At 57.0% G+C, this 25,009-nt stretch carries 20 protein-coding genes; 8 read left to right on the plus strand and 12 right to left on the minus strand.

Going from position 1 to position 25,009, the window contains the following annotated elements; genetic code table 11:
* The first annotated feature begins 17 nt into the window (after window positions 1–17).
* Together Q0X28_RS05040 and Q0X28_RS05045 are read left to right on the plus strand one after the other, a co-directional pair.
* Entirely contained in the window at window positions 18–1,352 is a 1,335-nt protein-coding gene (locus Q0X28_RS05040; protein WP_298576928.1) for a glycosyltransferase family 4 protein, read from the plus strand.
* Window positions 1,353–1,682: 330 nt separating this feature from the next.
* Window positions 1,683–3,827, plus strand: a complete 2,145-nt coding sequence (locus Q0X28_RS05045) for a neutral/alkaline non-lysosomal ceramidase N-terminal domain-containing protein (protein WP_296237455.1) — start codon at window positions 1,683–1,685, stop codon at window positions 3,825–3,827.
* Between the two features lie 125 nt (window positions 3,828–3,952).
* On the opposite strand, the gene Q0X28_RS05050 is transcribed toward Q0X28_RS05045, so the two are convergent.
* The 5 genes from Q0X28_RS05050 to Q0X28_RS05070 all read right to left on the minus strand — a co-directional run bounded on the left by Q0X28_RS05050 (window position 3,953) and on the right by Q0X28_RS05070 (window position 8,657).
* Window positions 3,953–4,702 carry an acyltransferase gene (locus tag Q0X28_RS05050; protein ID WP_296237456.1) on the minus strand — a complete coding sequence of 250 codons (750 nt, stop codon included), beginning with the start codon at window positions 4,700–4,702 and terminating at the stop codon, window positions 3,953–3,955.
* Window positions 4,703–4,711: 9 nt separating this feature from the next.
* Window positions 4,712–6,001: a THUMP-like domain-containing protein gene (locus Q0X28_RS05055; protein WP_296237457.1), complete on the minus strand. Its 1,290-nt coding sequence runs from the start codon at window positions 5,999–6,001 to the stop codon at window positions 4,712–4,714.
* Between the two features lie 85 nt (window positions 6,002–6,086).
* Entirely contained in the window at window positions 6,087–7,124 is a 1,038-nt protein-coding gene (locus Q0X28_RS05060; RefSeq protein ID WP_298576930.1) for a methyltransferase domain-containing protein, read from the minus strand.
* A gap of 62 nt (window positions 7,125–7,186) precedes the next feature.
* Window positions 7,187–7,792, minus strand: coding sequence for an enoyl-CoA hydratase/isomerase family protein (locus tag Q0X28_RS05065; RefSeq protein ID WP_296237459.1), 606 nt, complete (start codon window positions 7,790–7,792; stop codon window positions 7,187–7,189).
* Window positions 7,793–7,799: 7 nt separating this feature from the next.
* Window positions 7,800–8,657: an ABC transporter ATP-binding protein gene (locus Q0X28_RS05070; RefSeq protein ID WP_296237460.1), complete on the minus strand. Its 858-nt coding sequence runs from the start codon at window positions 8,655–8,657 to the stop codon at window positions 7,800–7,802.
* A gap of 271 nt (window positions 8,658–8,928) precedes the next feature.
* On the opposite strand from Q0X28_RS05070, the gene Q0X28_RS05075 reads away from it, so the two are divergent.
* From Q0X28_RS05075 to glgB, 4 genes are all read left to right on the plus strand, one after another.
* The gene (locus Q0X28_RS05075; protein ID WP_296237461.1) at window positions 8,929–9,081 is read left to right on the plus strand and encodes a hypothetical protein; all 153 of its coding nucleotides are present in this window, start codon (window positions 8,929–8,931) and stop codon (window positions 9,079–9,081) included.
* Between the two features lie 122 nt (window positions 9,082–9,203).
* Complete coding sequence (locus Q0X28_RS05080) at window positions 9,204–11,303, plus strand: neutral/alkaline non-lysosomal ceramidase N-terminal domain-containing protein (RefSeq protein ID WP_296237463.1); 2,100 nt, start codon at window positions 9,204–9,206, stop codon at window positions 11,301–11,303.
* Window positions 11,304–11,459: 156 nt separating this feature from the next.
* Window positions 11,460–13,475, plus strand: coding sequence for an alpha-1,4-glucan--maltose-1-phosphate maltosyltransferase (locus Q0X28_RS05085; protein ID WP_298576934.1), 2,016 nt, complete (start codon window positions 11,460–11,462; stop codon window positions 13,473–13,475).
* A 42-nt stretch (window positions 13,476–13,517) separates the two neighbouring features.
* Window positions 13,518–15,692, plus strand: a complete 2,175-nt coding sequence (glgB, locus tag Q0X28_RS05090; RefSeq protein WP_298577010.1) for a 1,4-alpha-glucan branching protein GlgB — start codon at window positions 13,518–13,520, stop codon at window positions 15,690–15,692.
* Between the two features lie 97 nt (window positions 15,693–15,789).
* Here the strand turns inward: glgB and Q0X28_RS05095 are convergent, their stop codons facing one another.
* Both Q0X28_RS05095 and nucS read right to left on the minus strand, forming a co-directional pair.
* Window positions 15,790–16,860, minus strand: a complete 1,071-nt coding sequence (locus Q0X28_RS05095; protein WP_296237466.1) for a tetratricopeptide repeat protein — start codon at window positions 16,858–16,860, stop codon at window positions 15,790–15,792.
* A gap of 49 nt (window positions 16,861–16,909) precedes the next feature.
* Complete coding sequence (gene nucS, locus Q0X28_RS05100; protein WP_298576937.1) at window positions 16,910–17,602, minus strand: endonuclease NucS; 693 nt, start codon at window positions 17,600–17,602, stop codon at window positions 16,910–16,912.
* 59 nt (window positions 17,603–17,661) lie between these two features.
* Here nucS and Q0X28_RS05105 point away from each other — a divergent pair, with 59 nt between their 5' ends.
* Window positions 17,662–18,258 carry an NUDIX hydrolase gene (locus tag Q0X28_RS05105; protein ID WP_296237468.1) on the plus strand — a complete coding sequence of 199 codons (597 nt, stop codon included), beginning with the start codon at window positions 17,662–17,664 and terminating at the stop codon, window positions 18,256–18,258.
* Between the two features lie 11 nt (window positions 18,259–18,269).
* Window positions 18,270–19,955, plus strand: coding sequence for an adenylate/guanylate cyclase domain-containing protein (locus tag Q0X28_RS05110; protein ID WP_298576939.1), 1,686 nt, complete (start codon window positions 18,270–18,272; stop codon window positions 19,953–19,955).
* A 36-nt stretch (window positions 19,956–19,991) separates the two neighbouring features.
* Here the strand turns inward: Q0X28_RS05110 and Q0X28_RS05115 are convergent, their stop codons facing one another.
* The 5 genes from Q0X28_RS05115 to atpA all read right to left on the minus strand — a co-directional run bounded on the left by Q0X28_RS05115 (window position 19,992) and on the right by atpA (window position 25,005).
* Window positions 19,992–20,426 carry a DUF2550 domain-containing protein gene (locus tag Q0X28_RS05115; RefSeq protein ID WP_298576941.1) on the minus strand — a complete coding sequence of 145 codons (435 nt, stop codon included), beginning with the start codon at window positions 20,424–20,426 and terminating at the stop codon, window positions 19,992–19,994.
* 90 nt (window positions 20,427–20,516) lie between these two features.
* On the minus strand, window positions 20,517–20,900 hold the full coding sequence (locus Q0X28_RS05120; protein ID WP_296237471.1) for a F0F1 ATP synthase subunit epsilon: 384 nt from the start codon (window positions 20,898–20,900) through the stop codon (window positions 20,517–20,519).
* Window positions 20,901–20,905: 5 nt separating this feature from the next.
* The gene (gene atpD / locus Q0X28_RS05125) at window positions 20,906–22,351 is read right to left on the minus strand and encodes a F0F1 ATP synthase subunit beta (protein ID WP_296237473.1); all 1,446 of its coding nucleotides are present in this window, start codon (window positions 22,349–22,351) and stop codon (window positions 20,906–20,908) included.
* Between the two features lie 3 nt (window positions 22,352–22,354).
* On the minus strand, window positions 22,355–23,323 hold the full coding sequence (locus Q0X28_RS05130; protein ID WP_296237474.1) for a F0F1 ATP synthase subunit gamma: 969 nt from the start codon (window positions 23,321–23,323) through the stop codon (window positions 22,355–22,357).
* A 47-nt stretch (window positions 23,324–23,370) separates the two neighbouring features.
* A complete protein-coding gene (gene atpA, locus Q0X28_RS05135; protein WP_298576944.1) occupies window positions 23,371–25,005 on the minus strand; it encodes a F0F1 ATP synthase subunit alpha in 1,635 nt (544 codons plus the stop codon).
* Window positions 25,006–25,009 lie beyond the last annotated feature (4 nt).

The following is a 25,009-nucleotide window of genomic DNA, read 5'->3' on the forward strand; positions in this document are numbered from 1 at the left end:
TGAGGAGTCCATACAATATGAAGGTGCTGATGATCTCCTGGGAGTTTCCCCCGGTGATGGTGGGTGGCCTGGGTGCCCATGTCGATCGTCTTGTGGGAGAGTTAGCAGCGGCAGGACATGAGGTCGTAGTGGTGACGCGTGCTCCCGCCGCCTCTCCTGGAGTTGTAGCAAAAACGACCGATGAGATGCGGGGGAAGGTGCGGGTGGTGTCTGTTCCGCTCACTCCGCTAGCTATTGACTTCACGAGCGATCTGATGGCGTGGACACTGCTCATGGGGACCGCCATGACGCAGGCAATTCAGCATCTTCTCCACGGCACCGGGCCGTGCAGCGAGCATGGTGCCTGGCAGCCTGATGTTATCCATGGCCACGACTGGCTCGTTGCGGTACCTGCCTGTGCTATCGCCGAACAGTACGGGCTCCCTTTGGTGGGAACGTTCCATGCTACTGAAGCTGGTCGTAACTCCGGTTGGCTGTCTCACACCCTCAACCGCCACGTTCACTCGGCTGAATGGTGGTTTGCCCACTCCTGTGACTATCTCATTGCTTGCTCGCGTCCGATGGTGGACGAAGTCTCTGCAGCCTTCGGAGATCCCGCCAGTGGGTCTCCCGGGTTACCTCCGCTGCGTTTTATCCCGAATGGCATTGATACTCGCGGGTGGACTATTCCGCATCGCCCGGCGCGCGCTACCACTGCCCCACACCTGATCTATTTTGGCCGTTTGGAGTGGGAGAAGGGCGTTCACGATATTCTCTCTTCACTGCCGCTCTTGCGCCGCCGCTACCCCGGTATTCACGTAACCATTGCCGGGGAGGGGATGAAGCGGGAATGGCTCGAGTCTGAACAGTGCCGGCACCGTCTCTGCGGCCCTGTCCACTTCGCCGGTTTTATGAAAAAGGATGAATTGCGGGAGCTGATCTCTACTGCCGATCTGGCGGTACTACCGTCCCGCTATGAGCCTTTCGGCATCGTCGCATTGGAGGCGGCCGCTGCCGGGATTCCTGTGGTAGCTGCGCGTGCTGGGGGGCTCGCTGACATTATTGTTGATGGTAAGACCGGCTGGAGCTACTCCCCTGGCATCATCGACGAAATGGTGGAGACCATCGATGCGGCTCTACAAAATCCGGTAGAGCGGAATCGTCGGGCTGCCGCAAACCGTGCACAGCTTCCCCAACGGTTCTGCTGGACCCATATTGCTCAGCAGACGGTGCAGGTCTACGAGTGTGCTGTCGCTGGTTCAACTCGGCGAGCCCAGTTGGCTCTCCCCCGGCCGCTGATACCGCTGCGCCCGCTTCCTGAGCGGGATTGGACGACTCCCGTCGATGTGGCAACAACCGTTCCACAACCGTAGTACCCTCCCCTGCCCGCTTCTCCCCAAATTGATGCCGCGCAACTATTGTGTATTCCGCTCAGATAGTTTTCTGCGGATGTTTACACTGCTCCGAGCCATTGTCTGTCGACAGCTGAACAGTGCTCAAGCGTCCAGTCAATGGCAGCTCGCATTTTGCTTTCCTATCCACTGCAATTTTCTCAGTGTTTTCTTTGGGTCAAATGCCTGATCATCCTGGTCACAGCCTCGCTAAGGTAACAGACGATAGACAAGTATGTACCAAGGGCATTTCTTCCTTGCTCCCAGCGCTTGGATCGAATTGTCCTCCGAGAGACCGAGGAGAGGTCCACTGTGGAGATCAATCGTCGTTCATTACTAAAGGGAATGGCCGCTACGGGCGTCGCAGCCGCAGTAGCTTCGGGAGCCACTCAATCCACCGGTGCACCTTTCGCACAAGCGGCGAAGCGCCACAAGATCACGGGGCCTGCTGACGGCAAGGGTTACTCGGTCGGTATTGGTATTTCCAGCATGACGGGTGCTGTCGCTGGACAGGGCATGATGGGTTATTCAGAACCGGAGCAGGTGGCTCGAGGTCTCCGCAGCCCCTACTACGCCCGTGCTTTTATCTTCGTCGATAACAAGACCAAGGAGCGTTTGGTCTACGTCAACGTCGATATGGCGTGCTTCTTCGAGGCCCTCCATCAGGAAGTCATCAAGCATTGTGCGAAGAAGTACGGCAAGCTCTACCCCGAATCGCACCTGTGTATCACTGCGACCCACAACCACAATTCTTGTGGCGGTACGTCGCATAATATGGCCTACAACACTGCGACATCAGGCTTTATGGAGAACAGCTTCAAAGAAGAAGTTGCAGGTATCTGCGAAGCCATTGACAAGGCTCACCGCGCCATCCGCCCCGCTACGCTACTACTTGGGCACGCCGAACTCCATAACGCCTCTGCGAACCGCTCTGCGGTAGCTTTTGAGCGGAATCCTGAATCAGATAAGGCCTACTACCCAGAGAAGATCGACCCACAGGTCCGTGTTCTCCGTATTCAACAGGCGGGTGAGGATGTGGGCGCCATTACCTGGTTCGCCACCCATGGCACCTCCCTCACCGATGCGAATTTCTACATCGCACCCGATAACAAGGGTCTTGCCTCATACATGTGGGAGCATGACGAAAAGGGTGTGCGCTACCTGCGCGGACACCAAAACTTCGTGGTGGCATTCTCGCAGACCAACGCCGGCGACATGACTCCGAACTTGGGCGTCAAGCAAATGAAGCCCACCGGTCCTGCCGGTACCGACTTCGTCAAGAACAACGCCATCATCGCCAAGCGTCAGTACGACGCCTGCAAGAAGGCATTCGAGTCAGCTACCCCCATTTCCGGTGCGCACCTCGATGTCCGCTACATGTACGTTGACATGGCACACCAGGTCATCGATGGAAAGTACACCCACGACGGCAAGCGCTGGCGTACCAGCCCGGCCATCATGGGCGGTTCGGGCGCTGCCTGCTCTATGGAAGACAACGTGCGCTGCCCCACTTGGGACATCCCCTTTATCCGCGAAGGCTGGCAGTTCCCGGCAGTCGAGCCGAAGATCAAGTCTATCCAAGACGCGATGAAGAAGATGGGAATTAAGAAGGTCCCGGAGCTGCCCCGGGAGGACATGCTCAACCAGTACCCGAAGGTGCCGCTGCTGCCACTCGGTTACTTGCCCCCAACCCCCTGGAACCCGCAAATCGTGCCAGCACAGATTATCCGCCTGTGTGATCAGCTCACCATTTGCGCGAACTCATCCGAGTGCACCATTGCGGGTGGGCTGCGAGTACGCCGACAGGTCGCAAAAACTTTGGATATTCATCTTGAAGATGTGATCTACCAGGGCTACACCAACTCGTACAACCAGTACATCACCACTCCGGAAGAGTATACGGCAACGCAGTACGAAGCTGGTGAAACCCAATACGGTATCGAGACACTCGGTGCCTGGATCCAGGCATTCGACGAGCTCGCGCAGGCGATGCGCGACGGTAAAACGGTTGCACATGGTCCCAGCCCTCTCAAGCATGAGTGGTTCCACCCGACCTGGTTGGCTGCCGTCCCGCCAGACACTTGCCCGAAGGGCAAGAAGTATGGCGACGTACTGGTTCCGCCGGAACGCAGTTACCGCAAGGGCCAGACCGCCCAGGTCGATTTCGTCGGTGCTCACCCCAACAACCGGATTCGCCGCAACAGCACCTACACAAAGGTGGAGCAGAAGAAGGGCGGCAGCTGGGTGTGCGTCTACGACGATTCCGATTACGAGACCATGTTCCACTGGGAACGCCCCAAGGATTCCAAGACAGAATCCATTACCCGCGTCATCTGGAATATCCCCACGTGGCAGGAAGCCGGTACGTATCGTCTGGTTCAGTTGGGCGAATCCCGCGATAAGGGGGGAAAGATCACGTCCTACGTAGGAACGTCACCTGCGTTCCGCGTGAGTTAGCCGCTCAATGCGCGATGGTATGTGTGCCCTTCACCTCTCCAGAGGTGAAGGGCACACTGCTCTGTGGGTATGCTTCCTTGGGTATGCGGTGCGCTAGGTCGCTGGCCTCTATACAAGGCAGAAAGCTATCCGCTCTTCGCTGATAGCTTCTTTTTCCGCTCGATGTCGGCCAGGTCCTCCTCATGTTGGGCGCGGGCCGCAGCGCTCGCTTCCCACTCTTCTTTCCGGTTCCGTACCTGTCGAGCTGGGACGCCCACCGCGATACTGTAGTCGGGGATGTTTCCCTTGGCGACGGCATGCGCTCCGAGCACGCACCCCCGTCCAATTGTGGTGTTCCTCGTGATGGTAACTTTGGTCGCAAGCCAACAATCGGGACCAATACGCACTGGCCCTTTCACAATCCCTTGATCTTTGATGGGCATCGTGACATCACTGGTGACATGGTCAAAATCGCAAATATAGGTCCAGTCCGCCACCAGTGTGCTCGCACCGATTTCAGTATCGAGGTAAGAATTCACGACGACGTCTTTCCCAAAGACGGCTTTATCTCCGATGCGAAGAGATCCTTCGTGGCACCTGATAGCGGTGTTATCTCCGATATGTACCCATCGACCGATCTCCATCCGCCCCAGACCGGGACGGCACAACAGTTCCGTGTTCTTCCCCAGGAACACCATGCCACGCAACACGACATGCGGATTGCGGAGGCGGAACTTGAAGAGCCGCCAGTACCGCACCAGATACCAAGGTGAGTAGGCCTTATGGCGAACCACCCATTTGAGCGAATCCCAGGTGAGGAAACGGCATTGCTGCGGATCACGATGACGGGCGGCGGCGCGTCGGTCTTTCCAGGGGGTGCCCCACATTGATGTCATAGGATAATGCTACCCAACGAGACGAGCTCCACAGAGAAAGGCGACGGCACTGGTACCCACCCGGCTGATAACGAGAGTTCGCGCGGGTGCCCCGGCAACAGGCTTTGGAAGGACCGCACGGCGCACTGCGGTGGGGTCAACGTCCACTCCCCGTACCAAAATTTCGAGACTCGAGGTGGGGTGGCGACGCAACGCCTTCTTGAGTTCTGCGCTGCGATAGCGCAGCTGCTCAATAACGGGATAGTAGGGTACCCCAGCGGGAGCGAGGTCGCCTGTCAGGTGCGCAATACGATTATCAAGTTGCCAGAGGCCGCAGCGTGCAGCCCACTGCCGTACCAATCCTGCCCGTACGATGGCGCCATCCGGCTCAATGAGGATACTGCCGACCTCATCTTCCTTCACATCCGCTGCAGCAGCTGTTGAGACAGGGTCATCAGCTATCTGGTCAACTACATTGCCCTCCGGACTGAGTACCGTTGCCCTCCGCTTGACCGGCACTACCGAGTGAGTACGTCCGCAGAGGGGCGACGACCATAAGGCTGCTTCCTTCACTCCCCCCTCGCGAGAACCGGTGATGGAAATGATCTCCACTTCACCCTGCCAGGGGCCCGTCCCCCAACCATCAGCGAAGAGCTCTCCCCAGTCTATGCCCGGCGCGCATTTCACAAGGTAGGGACGGTGACGGTACGCCTCCAGAACAGAAGTGAGGGATGGCATCGTCGAATCGGGACCTCGGTAGCGGCGTTGTCCGGTTGCAGTGCGTCGTGCGGGGTCGAGCAAGGTTACTGTGTCCTCGCCCCAGTACGGCATCAAACAATCCGCGGTAGTGAAGGTAGCGATGGGGACGTTGTGCCGAGCCATCGCCAGCCGCGCCAGGTCCGTGTCTGATCCGCTGAGCTCGCTTGTGGCTCCTGCGGTTCGCAATGCGGCCAGCTCAGTACCAATAGAACAGGTAGCGTCGTGGATGCTATCCGACTCCCCGAGTCCCAGAGAGAGCAGCCGCTGTGCCCGGTAGTGTGCTACTGCGCGTGGAGTGGCTTGCTGCACGGCTGCGAGTGAAAGAAACCACTGGGCGGTCTCCGGGCCGAGTTTCTCCACGGCACGATGGCGCGCCTGGATGAGGTCAATAGTGCCACTGAGCAGCTCCGGTGAGAGATCCGGATAGAGACGCCGCAAGTGAGCTGTCGAATTCAAATTGTCCGCGGGAGTCCATGACAGTGTACTGGCAGTAGCGATCACTGCTTGCCCGGCGGGGCTTGCCCACCATGCTACGAGCTCCGGAGAAAGCTCTACTGCCATTCGTCACCTACTCCATTTGCCCAACCCACTGTATCTCTCCCCCGCTGACTATTCAGTCGTCATCTGGTCTGATCAACGATGGATGCTAACGAACTGTGGGGATCGGATGCCGTGAAGGTCCAGCAGGTCGTGGGCGGGCAGTGACGAATGGTTTTACCCCTGTGACGAGCAGGTTATAGAACCAGCTTTGTGGGATGAAGCGCTTAAAGAAGTGCTCATCCAACCACGTCGCCGCTTTGAAGAGGTTGAAGGCGAAGAAATGGTAGCGGAGGCTAAGTTGGTCAGTGGGAACCGCAGCCTCAAAAGTTCGGACGGGCCAGCCTTCCAGCGCGGCTGCAAACTCTTCCGCATTCACTTCTACTTCCACTGCACCAGCCCGCCGAGCCGCATCACGAAGCTCGGTCGGGGTGAAGGTATGAATGTCGACGACCGCTTCGAGCGCTTGTGCGCGGGACGATTCGTCCAGTTCTTCCTGCGGGCGGCGGTATTTCCGCACTGGGCCCAGCTTTGTCACCGTGGTGACGATCTTCCACGTCAACGTACTGATTGCGCGCGCATATTTGTCCCCAGTGGTGGATGGCTCACCGGCAAAGACGAAACGGCCCCCTGGCTTGAGGACCCGGATGACCTCAGCGAGGGATTGCTCTGGGTCAGGTATGTGGTGCAGCATCGCATGCCCGACTACCAGGTCGAAGGTGTTGTCAGGATAGGGGATGGTTTCTGCGTCTGCGACTCGTCCATTGACCTGCAGTCCCAATTGTTGTCCGTTTCGCAAAGCGACTTCTACCATGCCGGGTGAGAGGTCCGTCAGCTCACCGGATGTCGCCACTCCCGATTGTATGAGGTTGAGGAGGAAGAATCCGGTACCGCACCCTAATTCGAGAGCTTTTCCATAGGGCAGCTCAGCGTTGCGGATGTCAGACGAGACGGCTTGGTCGAATCGGCCTCGCGCATAGGTGATGCAACGCTCATCGAAGCTGATGGACCACTTCTCGTCGTAGGTTTCCGATTCCCAGTCGTGGTAGAGGACCTGCGCCATTTTATTGTCGTGGTAGGCGGCTTCCACCTCTTCAGCTGTGGCTTGGCGATGTGGAATGCTGTGCAAGGAGGGTTCCTCGGTCACGTGTCGTCCTTCTCTGTTATTAGTGAGGGTGGCCTTAGTTTACTGGAGGAAGTGGGATGACGTCACCTGTCATCATCTGGATTACCGTTACGCAGGTCACCGAGCAACCATTCCTGTGCCTCGTGGAGTACCAAGTCAGGTGCTGCGAGGCGTTCCACAATCCCCGCTGCTAGTGCATCGCTGGGGCCAATGAATCCTTGTTCTGGTGACGGGTACAGGCGGGCATTATCCCCCATGACACGGTAAGAACAACGTTGCGCCAGCTCCCATGCTTCACCACAGGTGTATCCGCTCAACGCCGCGACTACAGGAAACTCTGTTACTAGCACAGCAAGGCGTGCGCAACAGCTTTTTGCTGCTGCCTCCCATGCTCGCCTATGGGCGTTGCTGACGGTGGCCCATTGTGACCCGTCATTCCCTACCGAAAACATAGTTTTTGATCCCACGAGCACCGCACCACGGAGAGTGCTGTGCGAAGAAGGCAGCATTATGCCTGTGCCCTCACTGTCATCACCTTGTAGAGCGGCGACAACGGCGTCGAGTTCCTCCCACATACGCAGCGTAAACGCATTCCAGGGAGATTTCCGGAAACGAATGAGGAGAATACCTCGATAAAGCTGGAGATCAAGGTAGAGAAGCGTAGATGGGTGCGTGTGAGCTGCCGTCACTGGGGTTCTATGCTCCGGCACTGTGACGGCCTCGTGTATAGTCCCGGTGCGCAAAGAAGCGCCCCTCCGAGGTACTCACCACAATGGGTTGACCGAAGGCTTCGGACAGGTGCTGTGATGTGATGACGTCGTTGACCGGACCTTGGTGCAAGGCTCGGCCGTCACGCAATATCATCGCGTGAGTAAAGCCGCGTGGAATCTCCTCAACGTGGTGGGTGACCATGAGGATGGCGGGTGCGTGCGGATCCTCTGCAAGCTGTTCCAATAGTTCAATAAGATCTTCGCGTCCGCCCAAGTCGAGACCCGAGCTCGGTTCATCAAGGAGGAGGAGTTCGGGGGCAGACATGAGAGCTCGCGCAATGAGAACCCGTTTCCGCTCTCCCTCACTGAGCAATCCAAACGGCCGATCTTTCAGATGGATGACGGCGAAGTCCTCCAGCAGTGCAGTTGCCCGGTCAAGATCTTCCGCATCGTATTCTTCGCGCCATCGTCCGATCATGGAATATCCCGCAGACAGCACAACATCACGGGCAGTCTCGTGAGCCGGCACACGCCGAGCCAGGGCGTTGGAAGAAACCCCCAGACGGGTGCGTAGCTCGGTGAGATCGGTGTGTCCAAATTGTTCCCCGAGAACACTCAAGGTGCCTTTCGATGGGAAGAGATCGCCGCCCACCATATGCAGCAGTGAGGTCTTTCCAGCTCCATTAGGGCCGAAAATAATCCACTGCTCCCCTGCATTGACCTGCCAGTTGAGAGGTCCTACTAGGGTGGTGTCACCGCGATAGAGCAGAATGTCGCGGGTATCAATGACGAGTGTATTCTGCCGAGACACCTCTTCTTGCCCAGCACGTTCGGAACTTGCCACGGTCAACCTCTCCTCCTTCTATAGCTGTTGATGCTACCAGCGGTGTAGGGGCCCACGCGGGGACCCGGCCGGGCGACACTGAGAACAGACGACTGGCTCCCGTTAGGACATGTACACATCCAGTAAGCAGCGTAGTCGCGCCGCAATTATCTGTAATTAGACGAATGACCTGGGCATTTTGTTGGTTTAACACACATGTAACGAACGAGTATCCGAAGGTGTCCTCTATCCAAGTTTTTGATGAGAAAACTGCAGGTATAGACATGTGTTTATGAATAACAACCCTCCCCTTGCCAGTTATATTCGTGGCAACTTATCCGTGGTTGATGCCACAACTACCGATAAAAAGGAACTGGCACCAAAAGAGACATCGCCACTGCTGCAACACTTTTCAGTGTATATGGGTGCTAAATCACAAAGCTGATATATTGGTCATCTGTTCAACCCAGGAAGTCATCGACAGATAAGGGAATTTCTCGATCGGTTCCATCCTTTAATGAACGTAGAATTTTAAACGCTTGGTAAATAGAGCGGAAGGATAATCTCTTGCAACTTTCACGTCGTTCATTGCTCAAAGCTACTGCTGTCAGTGGTGCTGCAATCACCCTCAGCGGTGGACTAAGCGCTACGGCAAGTCCCTCCAAGGCTGCCGCCGCTCCCGTCAACAATTTCGCCAACGACACTGGTGATTGGCTCGTAGGTCTCGGCCTAGCCGACATAACTGGTGCTCCTGCCGGCCAGGGAATGATGGGCTTCGCTCAGGAAGACCAGATTGCTCACGGTATTCGCCAGCGCTACCTCGCTCGCGCTGTCATCTTCGTCGACAAGAAGACCAACGCGCCACTGGTTCACGTTACCGTCGACACCTGCGCGTTCTTCGCCAACGAAATGGACGAGCTCCTCTCCCGCCTGCAGAAGACCTACAGTGGTCGCTATAACGAGAAGAACGTCATCGTCACCGCGACCCACAACCACAACTCCTGTGGTGGTACATCCCGTGACCTCGCTTACGTACTGGCTACGAAAGGCCACCAGGAAAACTCCTTCCGTTGTGAGGTGGACGGCGTCCTCGAAGCTATTGCCCGCGCCCACAACAACATCGCACCGGCACAGCTTTACCTCGGTCGCTCTGAGCTCTACAACGCTTCGAAGAACCGCTCTGTCAGCGCCTTCAACCTCAACCCCGAGCATGACAAGCGAGAAATGCCGGGCGCTATCGATCCGCGTGTCTGGGTACTCCGCATCAAGCGTGGCACCAAAGACGTCGGTGTCATGACATGGTTCGCCACCCACGGTACCTCCCTCACTGACAACAACACCCTTCTCAGCCCCGATAACAAGGGCCTTGCTGCCTACATCTGGGAGCATGACGAGATGGGTGTCGACTACATGACCACCAAGGATCCCTTCGTCGCCGCCTTCATCCAGACGAACTCCGGTGACATGACCCCCAACCTGTGGCTGCGTAAGCTGCATCCCTCCGGCCCGACCAGTGACAACGTTCTCAACAACGCCATCATTGCCAAGCGCCAGTACGATGCCTGTCACAAGGCCTGGGCCAATGCCGTTCCGCTGAGGGGATCCGGCATCGCCACCTCCCACCGCTACGTCGACTTCGCCCACGAAGTTGTCCCCGGCAAGTACACCGTGGACGGCAAGCAGTGGCGTACCGTTCCCACCGTGATGGGAGCCTCCGGCGCAGCATCCTCCGAAGAGGATAACTACGAGTCTGTCGTCTACCCGTACATCCGTGAAGGTAACAAGGGTCCCTTCACCAAGTTCTGGGATTGGGACCGGAAGAACCAGCTTCTCGACGCCGACTGGGATTACCAGTCCCCGAAGCTCAACTTCCTCCCCCTCGGCTACCTGCCAGTGAAAGGCTGGAACCCGCAGGAACTCCCGCTCACCATCTTCCGCTTGGGCGAGCTGGTCTTCGTCTGTGGCGCTCTCGAGTTCACCATCGTCTCCGGTCTGCGCTGCCGTCGTCTGGTCTCCAAACGACTCGGTGTCCCCATGGAAAACGTCATCTTCCAGGGCTACACCAACTCCTACTGCCAGTACTGCGTCACGCCGGAAGAATACATGGCCATGCAGTACGAAGCCGGTGAAACACAGTTCGGTCGCGAGACCCTGGGCGCTCACCTGAAGCACTACGATGCCATGTGCGACGAACTGCTCGGCCGTGGCAAGCCCTACAAGAGCACCACGAACCGCGCCTACAAGGCCAACATGTGGATCCCCAGCTGGCTGCCTGCGGTTCCCGCCGACACCTTGCCGAAGGGCAAGAAGTACGGTGACGTTCTGCTGCCCCCGCCGGCCACGGTCAAGCGTGGCGCCAAGCTTGATGTTGACTTCCAGGCAACCCACCTTAATAACAAGCTCTACCGCGGAAGCACCTACCATGAGGTGCAGAAGCTCGTGGGCGGCAAGTGGGTACGCATCGCTGACGACTTCCACTACGACACCATCCTCGACTGGCGTCGTCCGGATGGTTCCAAGACCGAGTCCATCACTCGCGTCACCTGGAACATCCCGAAGAACCAGCCGACCGGTACTTACCGCATTGTGTTGCGTGGTGACGCCAAGAGTAAGAGCGGCAAGCTGACCCACTGGCAGGGCAAGACGAATAGCTTCAAAGTCGTCTAATACTGTCGCTGTTCACACCAGTGTGTGAACAAGGTCTAAACATTGTGGAGGCAGGAGATGCGATCTCCTGCCTCCACTGTATTTCCACTGTTCAACCTGCGCTTATCTACTATGCTGATACACAAGATTGGTACCCGTTTTCTGGGAGGAGTCACAGTGATCGGACGTTTCGGTATTACTGATGTCCAACCTGTAGTCGACAGCGGAAACTCTCCGGCAAAGGCTGTCGTTGGAGAGGTCATTCCCGTCAGTGCAACTGCCTGGCGCGAAGGCCACGACAAGCTCGCCTGCACCCTCTGGGTGAAGGGCCCCGGCGCGACCCGCGCACAACGCATCAGCATGACCCCAGGCAAAGTTGATGACACCTTCCATGCCTGCTTTGTTCCCGATCAAGAGGGCATGTGGACGTTCCGCATTGATGCCTGGTCTGATGTTCGGGCAACCTGGGTCCACGACATCAACGCAAAAATTGATGTCGGACAAGGACCCCAAGATCTTGCGAATGACCTTGAGATCGGTGCACGGATCCTCGAGGCGGCACTTCTCCAGAACAGTCGGAAGGTCATCAAAGCCACATTGCAGGAAGCCATTGATGCGCTCCGCAACACCGATCTTGAACTTTCCGAACGCATCGGACCGGCACTCTCGGACGACGTGACGGAGATTCTGGTAAAGCGTCCGGTGCGGGACCTTCTCACCCGAGGAAAACCTCACCGCATCTGGACTGATCGCAGCAAAGCCATGTATAGCTCCTGGTATGAGCTCTTCCCCCGTTCCACTGGTGGCCGCGATGAGCGTGGTCGTCCAGTACACGGTACCTTTGCAAGCACAGAAAAATGCTTTGCCCGCATCGCCGCCATGGGTTTCGATGTCGTCTACTTCCCACCCATCCATCCCATTGGGGAGATTAACCGAAAGGGGCGCAACAACACCCTCACCACTAGTAAGGAAGACGTGGGAAGCCCCTGGGCTATCGGGTCTAAAGGTGGTGGCCACGATGCCATCCACCCACAGCTGGGGACGATGAAGGACTTCACACATCTCGTCAAAGCCGCGAAAAAACACGGTATGGAAGTCGCCCTCGACCTTGCTCTCCAGTGCGCTCCAGACCATCCCTGGGCACAAGCCCATCCCGAATGGTTCACTGTTCTCCCCGACGGCTACATTGCCTATGCGGAGAACCCACCGAAGAAGTACCAGGACATCTACCCTCTCAATTTCGACAACGATTACGCCGGACTCACCGATGAGATTGAGCGCGTCGTCCGACTCTGGATAAAGAAGGGAGTCCGAATTTTCCGGGTCGACAACCCCCATACCAAGCCCGGAATGTTCTGGGAAGACCTCATCTCCCGAATTAAGCGCACTGATCCAGACGTCCTCTTCCTCGCGGAGGCCTTTACTCGCCCTGCCCGCATGTTCGGTTTAGCCCGTCTAGGCTTCTCCCAGTCATACACCTACTTCACCTGGAAAACCGCCAAGTGGGAGCTTGAAGAGTTCAGCAAGCTAACCTTGCGGCATCTCGATGAAGCCCGCCCCAACCTCTTCACCAACACTCCCGATATCCTGCACGAGAGCTTGCAGCACGGCGGACCGGGTATGTTTGCTATCCGCGCCACCCTGGCAGCAACGCTCTTCGCCAGCTGGGGTATCTACTCGGGATTCGAAATCTACGAGCATATTGCCGTCGCTCCAGGTTCTGAAGAGTATCTCCACTCAGAGAAGTACGAACTGCGCCCCCGCGATTTTACTGCCGCGCTAGAGAATCACGAAAGCCTCGAACCGTGGATCACCACCTTAAACCGTATTCGCCGCGAACATCCGGCCCTTCAACAAAACCGTCAGTTGGTCTTCCACCACTGTGACAATGATGCTGTCATAGCGTATTCGAAGTTCGATCCTAAGACTGGCGACTCCATTCTTGTTGTCATCAACCTCAATCCCTTCGGTACCGAAGAGACCACCATCAGTCTCAATATGCCTGCACTAGGCCTTGATTGGTACGACCAGATGGATGTGCGTGATGAAGTGACTCAGCAAACCTTCCATTGGACGCAACGCAATTATGTGAAACTAGAACCGTGGAGCAATGTTGCTCACATTCTTGTGCTACCTACGGTTCCCCAAGAACGTCGCGTTGATCTCTGCTACCGAGATGTTGCTGAGGACTAGGCGTTAGGAAAAGAGAAAGCCATGTCATCGACCTACGATCCGATGATCTCGGATATCGACCGCGCCACACTTGACGCAGTCGCCTGCTCGAACCCCCACCACTTTTACGGTGCACACGAGGAGGAAGCGGCTGGCGGAACAGTCTTCCGCACCCGCCAGCCCGCTGCTGACCTCGTTTCAGTCCGCATCGGTGGGGTGGACTATCCACTGGAGTGCCGCGGCTCCGAAATCTGGGCTGGCATTGTGGAGATGACTGACATTGCTGACTACCGACTTGTCATCCACTACCCCGATGGATGTACCCGAATTGTCGCAGATCCCTACCGTTTCCTCCCCACCGTGCACGAACTCGATGAGTACCTCATCGGAGAAGGCCGCCACGAAGAACTGTGGAAATCACTCGGCGCACACATCCGTACCTACACCACCCCCGACGGAGAAGTCACGGGTGTGAGCTTCGCTGTGTGGGCTCCCAATGCCCGCGGTGTGTCAGTGTGTGGCGACTTTAACGGGTGGAATACCCAGCAATACCCACTGCGCACACTTGGTTCCTCTGGTGTGTGGGAGATTTTCATCCCAGAGATTGGGGAAGGTGCTCTCTACAAGTTCGCTATCCATGGTGCGGACGGTGTCATTCGCGAAAAATTCGATCCCTTCGCCTTCGCCACGGAGGTGCCACCAGCAACTGCATCCCGTGTGTTTGAAAGCCACTATGAATGGCAGGATGACGAGTGGATGGATGCCCGCCCGGCGCGCCAGCCCCACCTCGAGCCTATGAGTGTCTACGAGCTTCACCTAGGGTCGTGGAAACCGGGACAGAGCTACCGAGAGTTGGCAGACTCCCTCATCGATTACCTGGATTACACCAACTTCACCCATGTTGAGCTTCTCCCGGTAGCGGAACATCCCTTCGGCGGCTCGTGGGGCTACCAGGTGAGCGCCTACTATGCTCCAACCGCACGCTTTGGGAGCCCCGACGACTTCCGCTATCTTGTCGACCGCCTCCACCAAGCGGGCTACGGTGTTCTGGTCGACTGGGTGCCGGCTCACTTTCCCAAGGATGCCTGGGCTCTGTCCCGATTTGATGGAACACCCCTCTACGAGCACCCGGATCCCCGTCGTGGGGAACAGCCCGACTGGGGCACCTATGTGTTCAATTTTGGGCGCCGGGAAGTCCGCAACTTCCTTGTAGCCAATGCACTCTTCTGGCTACAGGAGTACCACGTTGATGGTCTGCGAGTCGATGCCGTCGCTTCCATGCTCTATCTGGACTACTCCCGTTCTGATGGCGAGTGGTTACCCAACCAATACGGTGGCCGCGAGAACTTGGAAGCGGTGCAATTCCTTCAGGAAATGAATGCCACCGTGCACAAGCATTTTCCAGGTGTTGTCACCGTCGCAGAGGAATCCACCTCCTGGCAGGGAGTTACGCGCGACACCGCATCCGGAGGTCTGGGCTTCAGTTTTAAGTGGAATATGGGCTGGATGAACGACACTCTCCGTTACTTTGGGCGCGACCAGCTATTCCGCAACTACCATCACCAAGACATCACCTTCTCCCTGATGTACGCCTGGAGTGAGAACTTCGTCCTCCCCATCAGCCATGATGAGGTCGTCCATGGAAAAGGCTCGCTGTGGGAACGTATGCCGGGCGACGCCTGGGCTAAAGCAGCTGGGCTTCGCGCCTTCCTCGCCTACATGTGGGCTCACCCGGGCAAGAACCTTCTCTTCATGGGGCAGGAGTTTGGTCAAAGCCGAGAATGGTCCGACGAGCGTGGCCTCGACTGGGGCGATCTGGATGGCTGGCAGAGCGAATTCCACCGCGGTATTCTCTCGTGCACCCGTGACTTGAACCTCGTGTACCGCGAGAACCGCGCCCTCTGGTCTCAGGACCATCACCCAGGAGGTTTCAACTGGATTGATGCCAACGATTCGAACAATAACGTCATCACATTCCTGCGTTTCGGTGATGACGGATCAATCATGGCCTGTCTGTTCAACTTCTCCGGCATCCAACACGACCACTACCGGGTGGGCCTTCCCGCTGCAGGCTTCTGGCATGAAGTGCTGAACACCGATTCCACCTTCTACTACGGATCTGGAGGCGGGAACCTCGGCGGTGTCACAACTGAAGACGTGAGCTGGCATGACCGACCCTATTCTGCAGAAGTGACTCTTCCCCCAAATACCGGCATCTGGCTGCGGTACGAAGGCTAACCGCTCCAAGCACGAGAAGGGCGGGTGTTCATACAGTTCGTATGAACACCCGCCCCCATCTTTTCGTATCCTTCTCCCTGCTTTATCATGCTATCCGTTAGAACAGCAGAGAGGCCAGCTGCTGACGCGCCGCAATAACCAGAGGATCAGTGGGATCACACATAGCGAAGAGGTTAACGAGATGCTTGCGTGCTTCGGTCTTCTCCTCCCCCGTCGTGCGGGCAATCGTCGTGAGAAGACGGGTGAAAGCGGCTTCTGCTCCAACCTCCGTCATTTCTCGATCCGCGGCATCGCATTGGGCGGAGATGTCCGCGGGATGCGCGTCTGCGTAAGCAATCGTGTCCTCATCGGTGGAAGCGGCACGCGCAAGCGTCTGGTACAGCGCAAGCGCAGACTCTGCCGCATGATCTCCCGGGTTATGCTCCAGATGGTCAGCCAGTAGCGCCTCGGCTGCGGCATAATCCCCGGTATCGGCGAGTGCCTCAGCTTGGTCGACGATAGTGGCGGGAGCTGTATCTGACGCCGCATCAGTTGCCACCGGACCGCCAAAGGCCTCCAAGCCCGGAATATTTCCATCAGCAGGCATGGGGGAAAGACGACCGCTGACTGCGTTCATTAACGCATCAAGCCACCCTCGCAGTTGTGGTTCCGGTTGCGCGCCAGCAAAGGCGTCTAGCGGGTGTCCCTTGGCAATCGCCACCACGGTAGGCACTGATTGTACTTTGAAGGCCTGTGCGAGCACAGGCTCCTTTTCTGTGTTCGCCTTTGCCAGAATCCATTTACCTTGGTATTCGGCAGCGAGCTTTTCCAAGACAGGGGTGAGCTGTTTGCAAGGCTGGCACCATTCCGCCCAGAGGTCGATGACGATTGGTACGTAGTTAGAGAGCTGTATCATGGCCTCGAAATTGGCCTCGGTAAGCTCGATTATGGCGGGAAGTCCGTTGCTGCTACGCACGCTAGTAGTCGGGGTGCTTGATACTGCAGCGGTGGCTGCACTAGTACCTGCGGCGAAGGAGCCGGCGGCAGGGCGATCTGCCGGATGATCTTTGGCGATAAAACGTGGTTTATCACCAGCGGAACTAGCGCGGTGGGCCTTTGCGCGTTGTTGCTCTTCCGCCACACGCGCCTCCGCGACCGCTTTTAGGGCAGACAGATCGATGTTTTCCACGGTGCTTCCTTCACTTCTCTGGAGTGTTCTTCCTCAGTTTAAACAGCTGCTAAAAAAGTCGCAGCTCAGCGCTTTCAATACCGCGCAACTCGTCATAATCCAGAACTGTGCAACGGATTCCACGATCTTCCGCAAGAGTGCGTGCTTGTGGCTTAATGGACTGCGCAGCGAATACTCCGTGTACTGGTGCCAACACCGGATCTCGATTCAGCATGTCCAGGTAACGCGTGAGCTGTTCCACACCATCGATACCCCCCACACGTTTAATCTCCACCGCAATCGTCCCACCGGACTCATCTCGACAGAGAATATCCACCGGCCCGATGGCGGTGGGGTATTCACGGCGTACGAGAGTAAAGCCTTCCCCTAACACCTCAATATGTTCCGCTAAAAGCTCCTGCAGGTGCTGCTCCACACCATCTTTCTCAAGCCCTGGGTCCGGCCCCAGCTCAATCTCCTCGTCAAGTACCACCTCACCAATGAGGATGCGAAGCTGCTCGCGCGCTTTATTCTCAACTACCCATAGTTTTTCCCCGGTGGGACAGTCATCTTCATCCAGAATAGCCTGTTCTTCGAGCCAGCAGGGCGGGGTCATCCAGTTGAGAGGCTTATAAGCACGGTCGTCGGCATGCACGCTAATGGACCCGTCTGCCTTGATGAGAATAAGACGACGGGACATGGGGAGATGGGCGCTCAGGCGGCCAACGTAGTCCACCTGGCAGTCTGCAATAACCAATCGCACCCCTCCTACGATAGGTCAGATTGTCGGGAAATGGGGAGTGCCTTGCCTAGAATGGAGGTATGCCAGGTTCGACGTCTACCTCTTCTACTCCACCGTTTTTTGGTGAACCCACCACGCTTGCCACTCGCGAAATCTATCGAAACAACTGGATGGTGGTGACGGAGTCGGACCTAGAACGTCCTGATGGTTCTCCGGGCCTTTATGGGGTTGTTCACAAACCTACGGGTGTCGTGGTAGTGGCGTGGCGAGAGTCAGAATCGGACCCTGCAGGGGAAGTCCTCATGGTAGAGCAATATCGTTATGCGTTAGGCCGACGCTGCTGGGAATTCGTCGCGGGCACTGCACCCGACCTCGCTGAGCAGGAGCCTGCGGAACTCGCACAACGAGAACTTCGCGAGGAGACAGGGTACCGCGCCGCTGATGTTCATAACGTCGGATGGATTGATGTCGCACCTGGCTTCGTGGACCAGACGCAGCATGTCTTCCTTATGCGCGACATCACTGCTGGAGAGGCTGAGCAGGAGGAAACCGAGGCAGATATTCGCTGGCGCTGGTGGCCAGTCACCGAGCTAAAAACTGCATTACGGGACAGTCAGATTACTGATGCACAGGCCCTCGCAGCCTGGACATTGGTAGAACCATATTTGGAGTTTTAGGCTTAGCAATAATGACCTCAGAATCTCCTAAACCACTCCGGCCTCCCTACCCTCGCCGGTACATCACCCCATTTGGATTTGAGCCGGGAGAAGAACCAGGGAAAGAGTATTCCCGTTTTGGCTCTCCACTCCTAGGGGCTGCCGGCGAGACCCCCCGGAAGGCACGCACACGCATCTTCTGTATTCTCTGGGTACTGCTGAGCGGTGCGCACTTGTCGGGCGCTATCGCCTGTCTGTTGATCATCTCCAGCATTGTCCCATCAGATCGTGTTTTTCGGCCAGACGTGGCAGTGTTGACGTGGGAGGCTGTTCCAGCCTTCATCGGTATCGCCTACGCCATTGGTATCACTAGCTCATTCTTGTACATCAACCACGCTCTCAAATGGTTCGTCGAGGAGCGCGTTCCCACTGAGAAAAACCGCTGGCAGGTACTGCTGGGCCCCCGCCACCTGGCACTATTACAGTTGGCGCTATGGCTCATCGGGGCCGTGATCTTCGGTTTCCTCTATGGACAGGTTGAACTCTCCATGGGGTTGCGGATTGTCCTCACCGTACTGGTGGGTTCGGTCATCATGACCGCTGTGTGTTTCTTGGCTGCTGAGTTTGCGTTGCGCCCTGCCGCATCAGTAGTTCTCTCTCACTATGGGCCCCGTAGCCGCTTTGTGACTGGCATTGCCTCCCGCATGTCTCTCGTGTGGATCGCCGGAACAGGCCTGCCCGTGTTGGGGTTGCTTTTAGTCGGGGCAACTAACCTCTACACCACAGAGTTCTCTATTCAAGAAATGTCGCGCTTCATCGTCATTATGGCGGTATGTATTCTACTGTTCTCAGCCGTGCTCAACATCCAGATCTCGAACTACATCACTCCCCCTTTGAACCGGGTGAGGTACGGGATGGAACGTGTGGCCATGGGCGATTTCGATACTGAAGTCGCAGTCTTTGACGGCTCAGAGATCGGTGAGCTACAAGCGGGATTTAATAATATGGTGCATGAGCTCCGGGAACAGCAGCATGTGAAGACCCTTTTCCGAAAGCATGTGGGATCGAAGATTGCCGACCGCGCACTCTCTACCTCAGCAGCCGGCCGAAATGTCACGCAACGTGACGCGTCGGTGTTCTTCATCGACATCATTGGCTCCACCAAACTTAGCCTGGAATACGACAGTTCCACCGTTGTCGATCTGCTCAACCGGTTTTATACCATCGTGGTGGAAGAGGTGAACCGCACGGGAGGAGTCGTCAACAAATTCGCCGGTGATGCCGTGTTGGCTGTGTACAACGTGCCGGATGACCATCCTGATCCGGCAGGTGCCTCACTCTATTGCGCCCGTGTCGTCATGAACCGACTCGATCGCGAGCTTCCAGAGATTGCAGCTGCTGTCGGGATTTCAGCTGGACGGGTGGTAGCCGGAAATATTGGCTCTAAAGACCGCTACGAGTACACCGTTATCGGAGATCCAGTCAATATTGCCTCTCGTCTTTCTGAGCTGGCTAAGCGCGAACCAGGCCGTATTCTGGCTTCCCAACGGACAGTGAACCTTGCCAATGCGGAGGAAGCGCACTTCTGGATGATTGATGGAGCAACGGTGCTGCGCGGTCGCTCAGATGCGACAGTTCTGGCCCGCCCAGAGAACCCCGTCGTCGCGTCCTTTGCTGAACGTGAAGAACGGGACCACCAGCGGGAGGTCCAAGACTGAAACGATCCTCCTCTTATATTTTCAGGGAGGTTTGTGCTATAGACCTTGTTGATAAAGACGCTTCGACGGCCGAGACTCCAACCAAGAAAGCAATGCGGCGTGGGCGGAGGGGCTCAGCGCCAATTCCACTTGCGGATCACAACCCGTGAGCGCAACAATCCGGGTGGACTCATCCATTAGTCGGATTTCCAGCCCATGAGGACTTCGACGCGCTGAAATGCGGATTTCTTCGCGGTTGAGATCGAAGGCTTTTCGATCAACGAATTTCAGAAGCTTGTAGAAACGTACTCGATTCTCTTCATAGACGAGAATCCCATGCCGCCATCCGTGTTCTCCCTCAGCCGGGAGAACACGCATGAGGACACCGGTACCTTTGTCCTTTAATGCAGTCATATGACGGTAGAAAAAATACAACGCAACCGCCAGCGCAATAAGTACTACGCCAACGGCTACGACACTAATCCACCACATGAAGGCAGCTTACCCCGAAAGCCCTATTGATCGCTAACTATCCAGCTCACGAACGAACTCCGGGGCAGCTCCCTCAATACTCAATTATTACTATGCTGAGGCGAGCCGCTTCGCGGCACGAATCTGTGCCTTCAGCTGTGCTCGTTCTCCCTCGGAAGATTCCTCAGGAAGCACCGCCAACTTCTTCTCGGCATCCTCGATGGAAATAGCCGAAGCAGGCGTGGCATTCTCCGCCATTACGACGACGTGAGTTCCGGTACAGGACAGCAAGCCACCGGACACCGCAAAGACGAGGAATTCACCATCGGTGCTATGCACCGTCACTACCCCATCGTCTGCCATCTGGGCCAGGATAGGCTGTCGTCCGTAGAGGATACCCATCTCGCCTTCGACCGTTGTACTAGTCACACTAGTTGCGGTTCCAGACCAGACGGCCCCATCAACCGAGACGATTGAAACATCCAAGTCGGCCATTGTGGTTACTCTTCCTTAAGGGCCTTGGCCTTGGCCTCCACCTGGTCCAGACCACCCACATCGTTGAAGGCCTGCTCCGGGTACTTGTCGAACTCGCCCTTGCAGATCTTGTCGAAGGCCTCAATGGTATCCGCCAGCGGAACCACCGAACCTGGGGTACCGGTGAACTTCTCTGCCACCAGCATGTTCTGACCGAGGAACTGCTCAATACGACGGGCACGACCAACCAGCACCTTGTCCTCTTCGGACAGTTCGTCCATACCGAGAATGGCGATGATGTCCTGCAGTTCCTTGTACTTCTGCAGCACACTAATAACGTTCTGAGCAACGCGGTAGTGCTCTTCACCAACGATGCCGGGCTCCAAAATACGAGAAGTGGAGGACAGCGGATCCACAGCCGGATAAATACCTTTGGAGGCAATACCACGCGAAAGCTCGGTGGTGGCGTCCAGGTGAGCGAAGGTGGTCGCCGGGGCCGGGTCGGTGTAGTCGTCTGCGGGGACGTAGACGGCCTGCAGCGAGGTAATGGAGTGACCCTTCACCGAGGTAATGCGCTCCTGCAACTGGCCCATTTCATCTGCCAGGGTCGGCTGGTAACCCACGGCAGACGGCATACGGCCGAGCAGTGTGGAAACCTCAGAACCTGCCTGGGTGAAACGGAAGATGTTGTCAATGAAGAGGAGCACGTCTTGGCCCTGCACATCGCGGAAGTACTCTGCCATGGTCAGCGCAGAGAGAGCGACGCGCATACGGACTCCTGGCGGTTCGTCCATCTGGCCGAACACGAGCGCGGTATCGGGGAGAACCCCCATCTCCCCCATTTCCAGAATGAGGTCGGTACCCTCACGGGTACGTTCACCAACGCCTGCGAAGACGGATGTACCGGAGAATTCACGGGCGATACGGGTAATCATTTCCTGGATAAGAACGGTCTTACCCACACCGGCACCACCGAAGAGACCGATCTTGCCGCCCTTGACGTAGGGGGTGAGCAGGTCGATGACCTTGATACCAGTCTCCAGAATTTCGGTCTTGCCTTCGAGTTGGTCGTAGCTAGGAGGATCGCGGTGGATAGACCACTGCAGACCATCACGGCCCAGGCCGGGGTCGTCAAGGCACTCACCGAGTGCGTTGAAGATGTGTCCCTTTACCACATCACCAACTGGGACGGAGATAGAGTTACCAGTGTCGACCACCTTCACACCACGGACGAGGCCGTCGGTAGGCTGCATGGCGATGGTGCGAACCACATTGTCGCCCAGGTGCTGAGCAACTTCGAGGGTGACGAGCCGGGTTTCACCGCTCAGCATCACCTCAACGTGGAGGGCATTGTTGATCTCTGGGATAGCACCACGGGGGAACTCCACGTCCACCACGGCGCCAATAACGCGGACGACGCGGCCTTCAAGGACGGTATCCGCTGCATTCTGATCAGTCAGGGCTGAGGTCATCTTTTAATCTCTTCCTGCACTCTCCGAGAGAGCGCCAGCTCCACCAACGATCTCGGTAATTTCTTGGGTAATTTGGGCCTGACGAGCCGTATTAGCAAGACGGCTGAGGTCTTTAATGAGTTCATTAGCGTTGTCGGTGGCCGCTTTCATAGCGGTACGCCGGGCAGCGCATTCAGACGCAGCCGACTCGAGCGAGGCAGCAAACACGCGCGTCGTAATGTAGCGCGGAAGCAGTTCGTCGAGGAGCTCTTCGGCATTGGGCTCGAACTCGTATTCGGGGGGCAGCGCGTCTGATCCAGCAGGGTCGGACAGCATGTCCTCGCCGAGGGTAATCGGATCGTCTTCGTACACTGCCTCGATGGGAATCATGCGGCGCACGGTGGGAACCTGCGACAGCATAGAGCGGAATGTTGTGTAGACCAGGTAGATTGCGTCACACCCGTGAATTTCCGTTCCATCAGGGGCCGGCAAGGTGCCGTCGGAGCCCTGTAGGTAGCTATCGAGCAGATGCTCTACCGGAACTTTTAGGTTCTCGTATTCGGGATTCATGGAGAATCCAGACCACTGGCCAGCAAGGGGGTGGTTGTGGAAGGAGTGGTGCGCAATACCTTTGGCGCCCATCACGTAGAGCACCGGCTCAGTGCCATGCTGCTGGAGCATTTCGCACAGCTCATCGGCTGCTTTTAAGACATTGTGGTTGTAGCCACCACACATGCCGCGGTCGCTGGTAATAATCAGCACGGCAGCGCGTTTCGGGTTAGGTCGGTCAGCAAGAAGGGGATGCGTCATGTTGGTCGCGCCTGCCACTGCAGATAACACATTGACAAGTTCTTGCGTATATGGTGCTTGTGCAGCTGTACGGGCCTGCGCACGAGTAATGCGCGAGGTCGCAATGAGCTCCTGTGCGTGGAAAATCTTCGCATTTGACTTAGTCGCAGCGATTCGACCTTTCAGCGCTTTAAGATCTGCCATTACTTACTCCCCTCCTTTCTGCCTGGTAGAAGTCGGATCGTCATGCCTTAGCCCTTCCGTGAAGCAGTGCGCTTCACCTGCAGGGTCTCTTGGGCGACAGCGTCTTCTTCCATAGCCTCAACACGCAGCGGGGAACCATCGGAGAGACGGAAGATCTTCTTGAATGCCTCGGTGGCGTTGACCAGAGTGGAGATGACCTCGTCCGTCAGCGGTGCTCCACCGTCGATAGCGTCGAAAATGTCGGAAGAATTGCGGTGTAGCTCGCTCATGAGCTGCTCTTCGAAGCGTCGAACTTCTTCTACTGGCACCTCGTCATAGTAGCCATTACTGGCCAGGTAGATGGTGACGATCTGATCCTCCACCGACCACGGGTGGTGCTCGCCCTGCTTCAGAACTTCCACGAGGCGAGAACCACGGGCCAACTGCCGCTTCGACGCATCATCGAGGTCCGATGCGAACGCTGCGAAGCCTTCCAGTTCACGGTAGGAAGCCAGGTCTAGACGGACACGACCGGACACCTTCTTCATACCTTTTGTCTGTGCAGCGCCACCCACGCGGGACACGGAGATACCGACGTTGACGGCGGGGCGAACGCCACTGTTGAAGAGGTTTGACTCGAGGAAGACCTGGCCATCCGTAATGGAGATGACGTTGGTCGGAATGTAGGCGGAGACGTCGTTAGCCTTAGTTTCGACAATAGGCAGGCCAGTCATGGAACCGCCGCCCATATCGTCAGAAAGCTTCGCACACCGTTCGAGAAGACGGGAGTGCAGGTAGAAGACGTCACCGGGATAGGCTTCACGTCCTGGCGGACGGCGCAGCAACAAGGAGATTGCACGGTATGCTTCAGCCTGCTTGGACAGGTCGTCGAAGACAATGAGGACGTGCTTGCCTTGGTACATCCAGTGCTGGCCCAAAGCGGAGCCCGAGAAGGGTGCGAGCCACTTGAAACCGGCGGAGTCGGATGCGGGGGCTGCCACGATGGTGGTGTACTCCATGGCGCCGTACTCTTCCAGAGCCGCCTGGACACCTGCAATGGTGGAACCCTTTTGGCCAATGGCCACATAGATGCAGCGCACCTGCTTGGAAGGATCACCGGATTCCCAGTTCGCCTTCTGGTTAATGATGGTGTCAGTGCAGATAGAGGTCTTACCTGTCTTACGGTCACCGATGATGAGCTGACGCTGGCCACGACCAATGGGAGTCATGGCGTCAATGGCCTTGAGGCCGGTCTGCATCGGCTCATGCACAGGCTTGCGCTGCAGTACGGTAGGTGCTTGCAGTTCGAGGGGACGTTCACTCTCTGCCTCGATCGGTCCCTTGCCATCGATGGGCTGGCCGAGAGGGTTAATCACGCGGCCGAGGAAGGCATCGCCGACGGGAATGGAGAGAACCTCTCCAGTGCGGCGGACTTCGTCACCCTCCTTGATTTCTTCGAAGCTACCCAGCACCACGGCGCCGATTTCGCGCTCGTCCAGGTTCTGGGCGACGCCAAGTACACCACCCGGGAATTCCAGCAGCTCGTTAGCCATTGCCGAGGGTAGTCCGCTGACGCGGGCAATACCGTCGGCTGCTTCAACTACGGCACCAATTTCGCTGCGGGTAGCGCTGGGGTCGTAGGAGTCCCGGAACTGCGCAAGGGCATCCCGAATTTCTTCGGAGGAGATCTTCAACTCCGCCATCTTT

Origin of the sequence: uncultured Lawsonella sp., from assembly GCF_947252745.1 — a bacterium.
Classification (GTDB): Bacteria; Actinomycetota; Actinomycetes; order Mycobacteriales; family Mycobacteriaceae; genus Lawsonella.

Bases quoted from the DNA above. Each gene is read 5' to 3' on its own strand.
- Q0X28_RS05075 (WP_296237461.1), top strand. From the start codon at position 8,929: ATGAATAACAACCCTCCCCTTGCCAGTTATATTCGTGGCAACTTATCC.
- Q0X28_RS05110 (WP_298576939.1), top strand. From the start codon at position 18,270: ATGACCTCAGAATCTCCTAAACCACTCCGGCCTCCCTACCCTCGCCGG.
- Q0X28_RS05055 (WP_296237457.1), bottom strand. From the start codon at position 6,001: ATGGCAGTAGAGCTTTCTCCGGAGCTCGTAGCATGGTGGGCAAGCCCC.
- atpD (WP_296237473.1), bottom strand. From the start codon at position 22,351: ATGACCTCAGCCCTGACTGATCAGAATGCAGCGGATACCGTCCTTGAA.
- Q0X28_RS05050 (WP_296237456.1), bottom strand. From the start codon at position 4,702: ATGACATCAATGTGGGGCACCCCCTGGAAAGACCGACGCGCCGCCGCC.
- atpA (WP_298576944.1), bottom strand. From the start codon at position 25,005: ATGGCGGAGTTGAAGATCTCCTCCGAAGAAATTCGGGATGCCCTTGCG.
- Q0X28_RS05105 (WP_296237468.1), top strand. From the start codon at position 17,662: ATGCCAGGTTCGACGTCTACCTCTTCTACTCCACCGTTTTTTGGTGAA.
- Q0X28_RS05130 (WP_296237474.1), bottom strand. From the start codon at position 23,323: ATGGCAGATCTTAAAGCGCTGAAAGGTCGAATCGCTGCGACTAAGTCA.
- glgB (WP_298577010.1), top strand. From the start codon at position 13,518: ATGATCTCGGATATCGACCGCGCCACACTTGACGCAGTCGCCTGCTCG.
- Q0X28_RS05115 (WP_298576941.1), bottom strand. From the start codon at position 20,426: ATGTGGTGGATTAGTGTCGTAGCCGTTGGCGTAGTACTTATTGCGCTG.
- Q0X28_RS05040 (WP_298576928.1), top strand. From the start codon at position 18: ATGAAGGTGCTGATGATCTCCTGGGAGTTTCCCCCGGTGATGGTGGGT.
- Q0X28_RS05120 (WP_296237471.1), bottom strand. From the start codon at position 20,900: ATGGCCGACTTGGATGTTTCAATCGTCTCGGTTGATGGGGCCGTCTGG.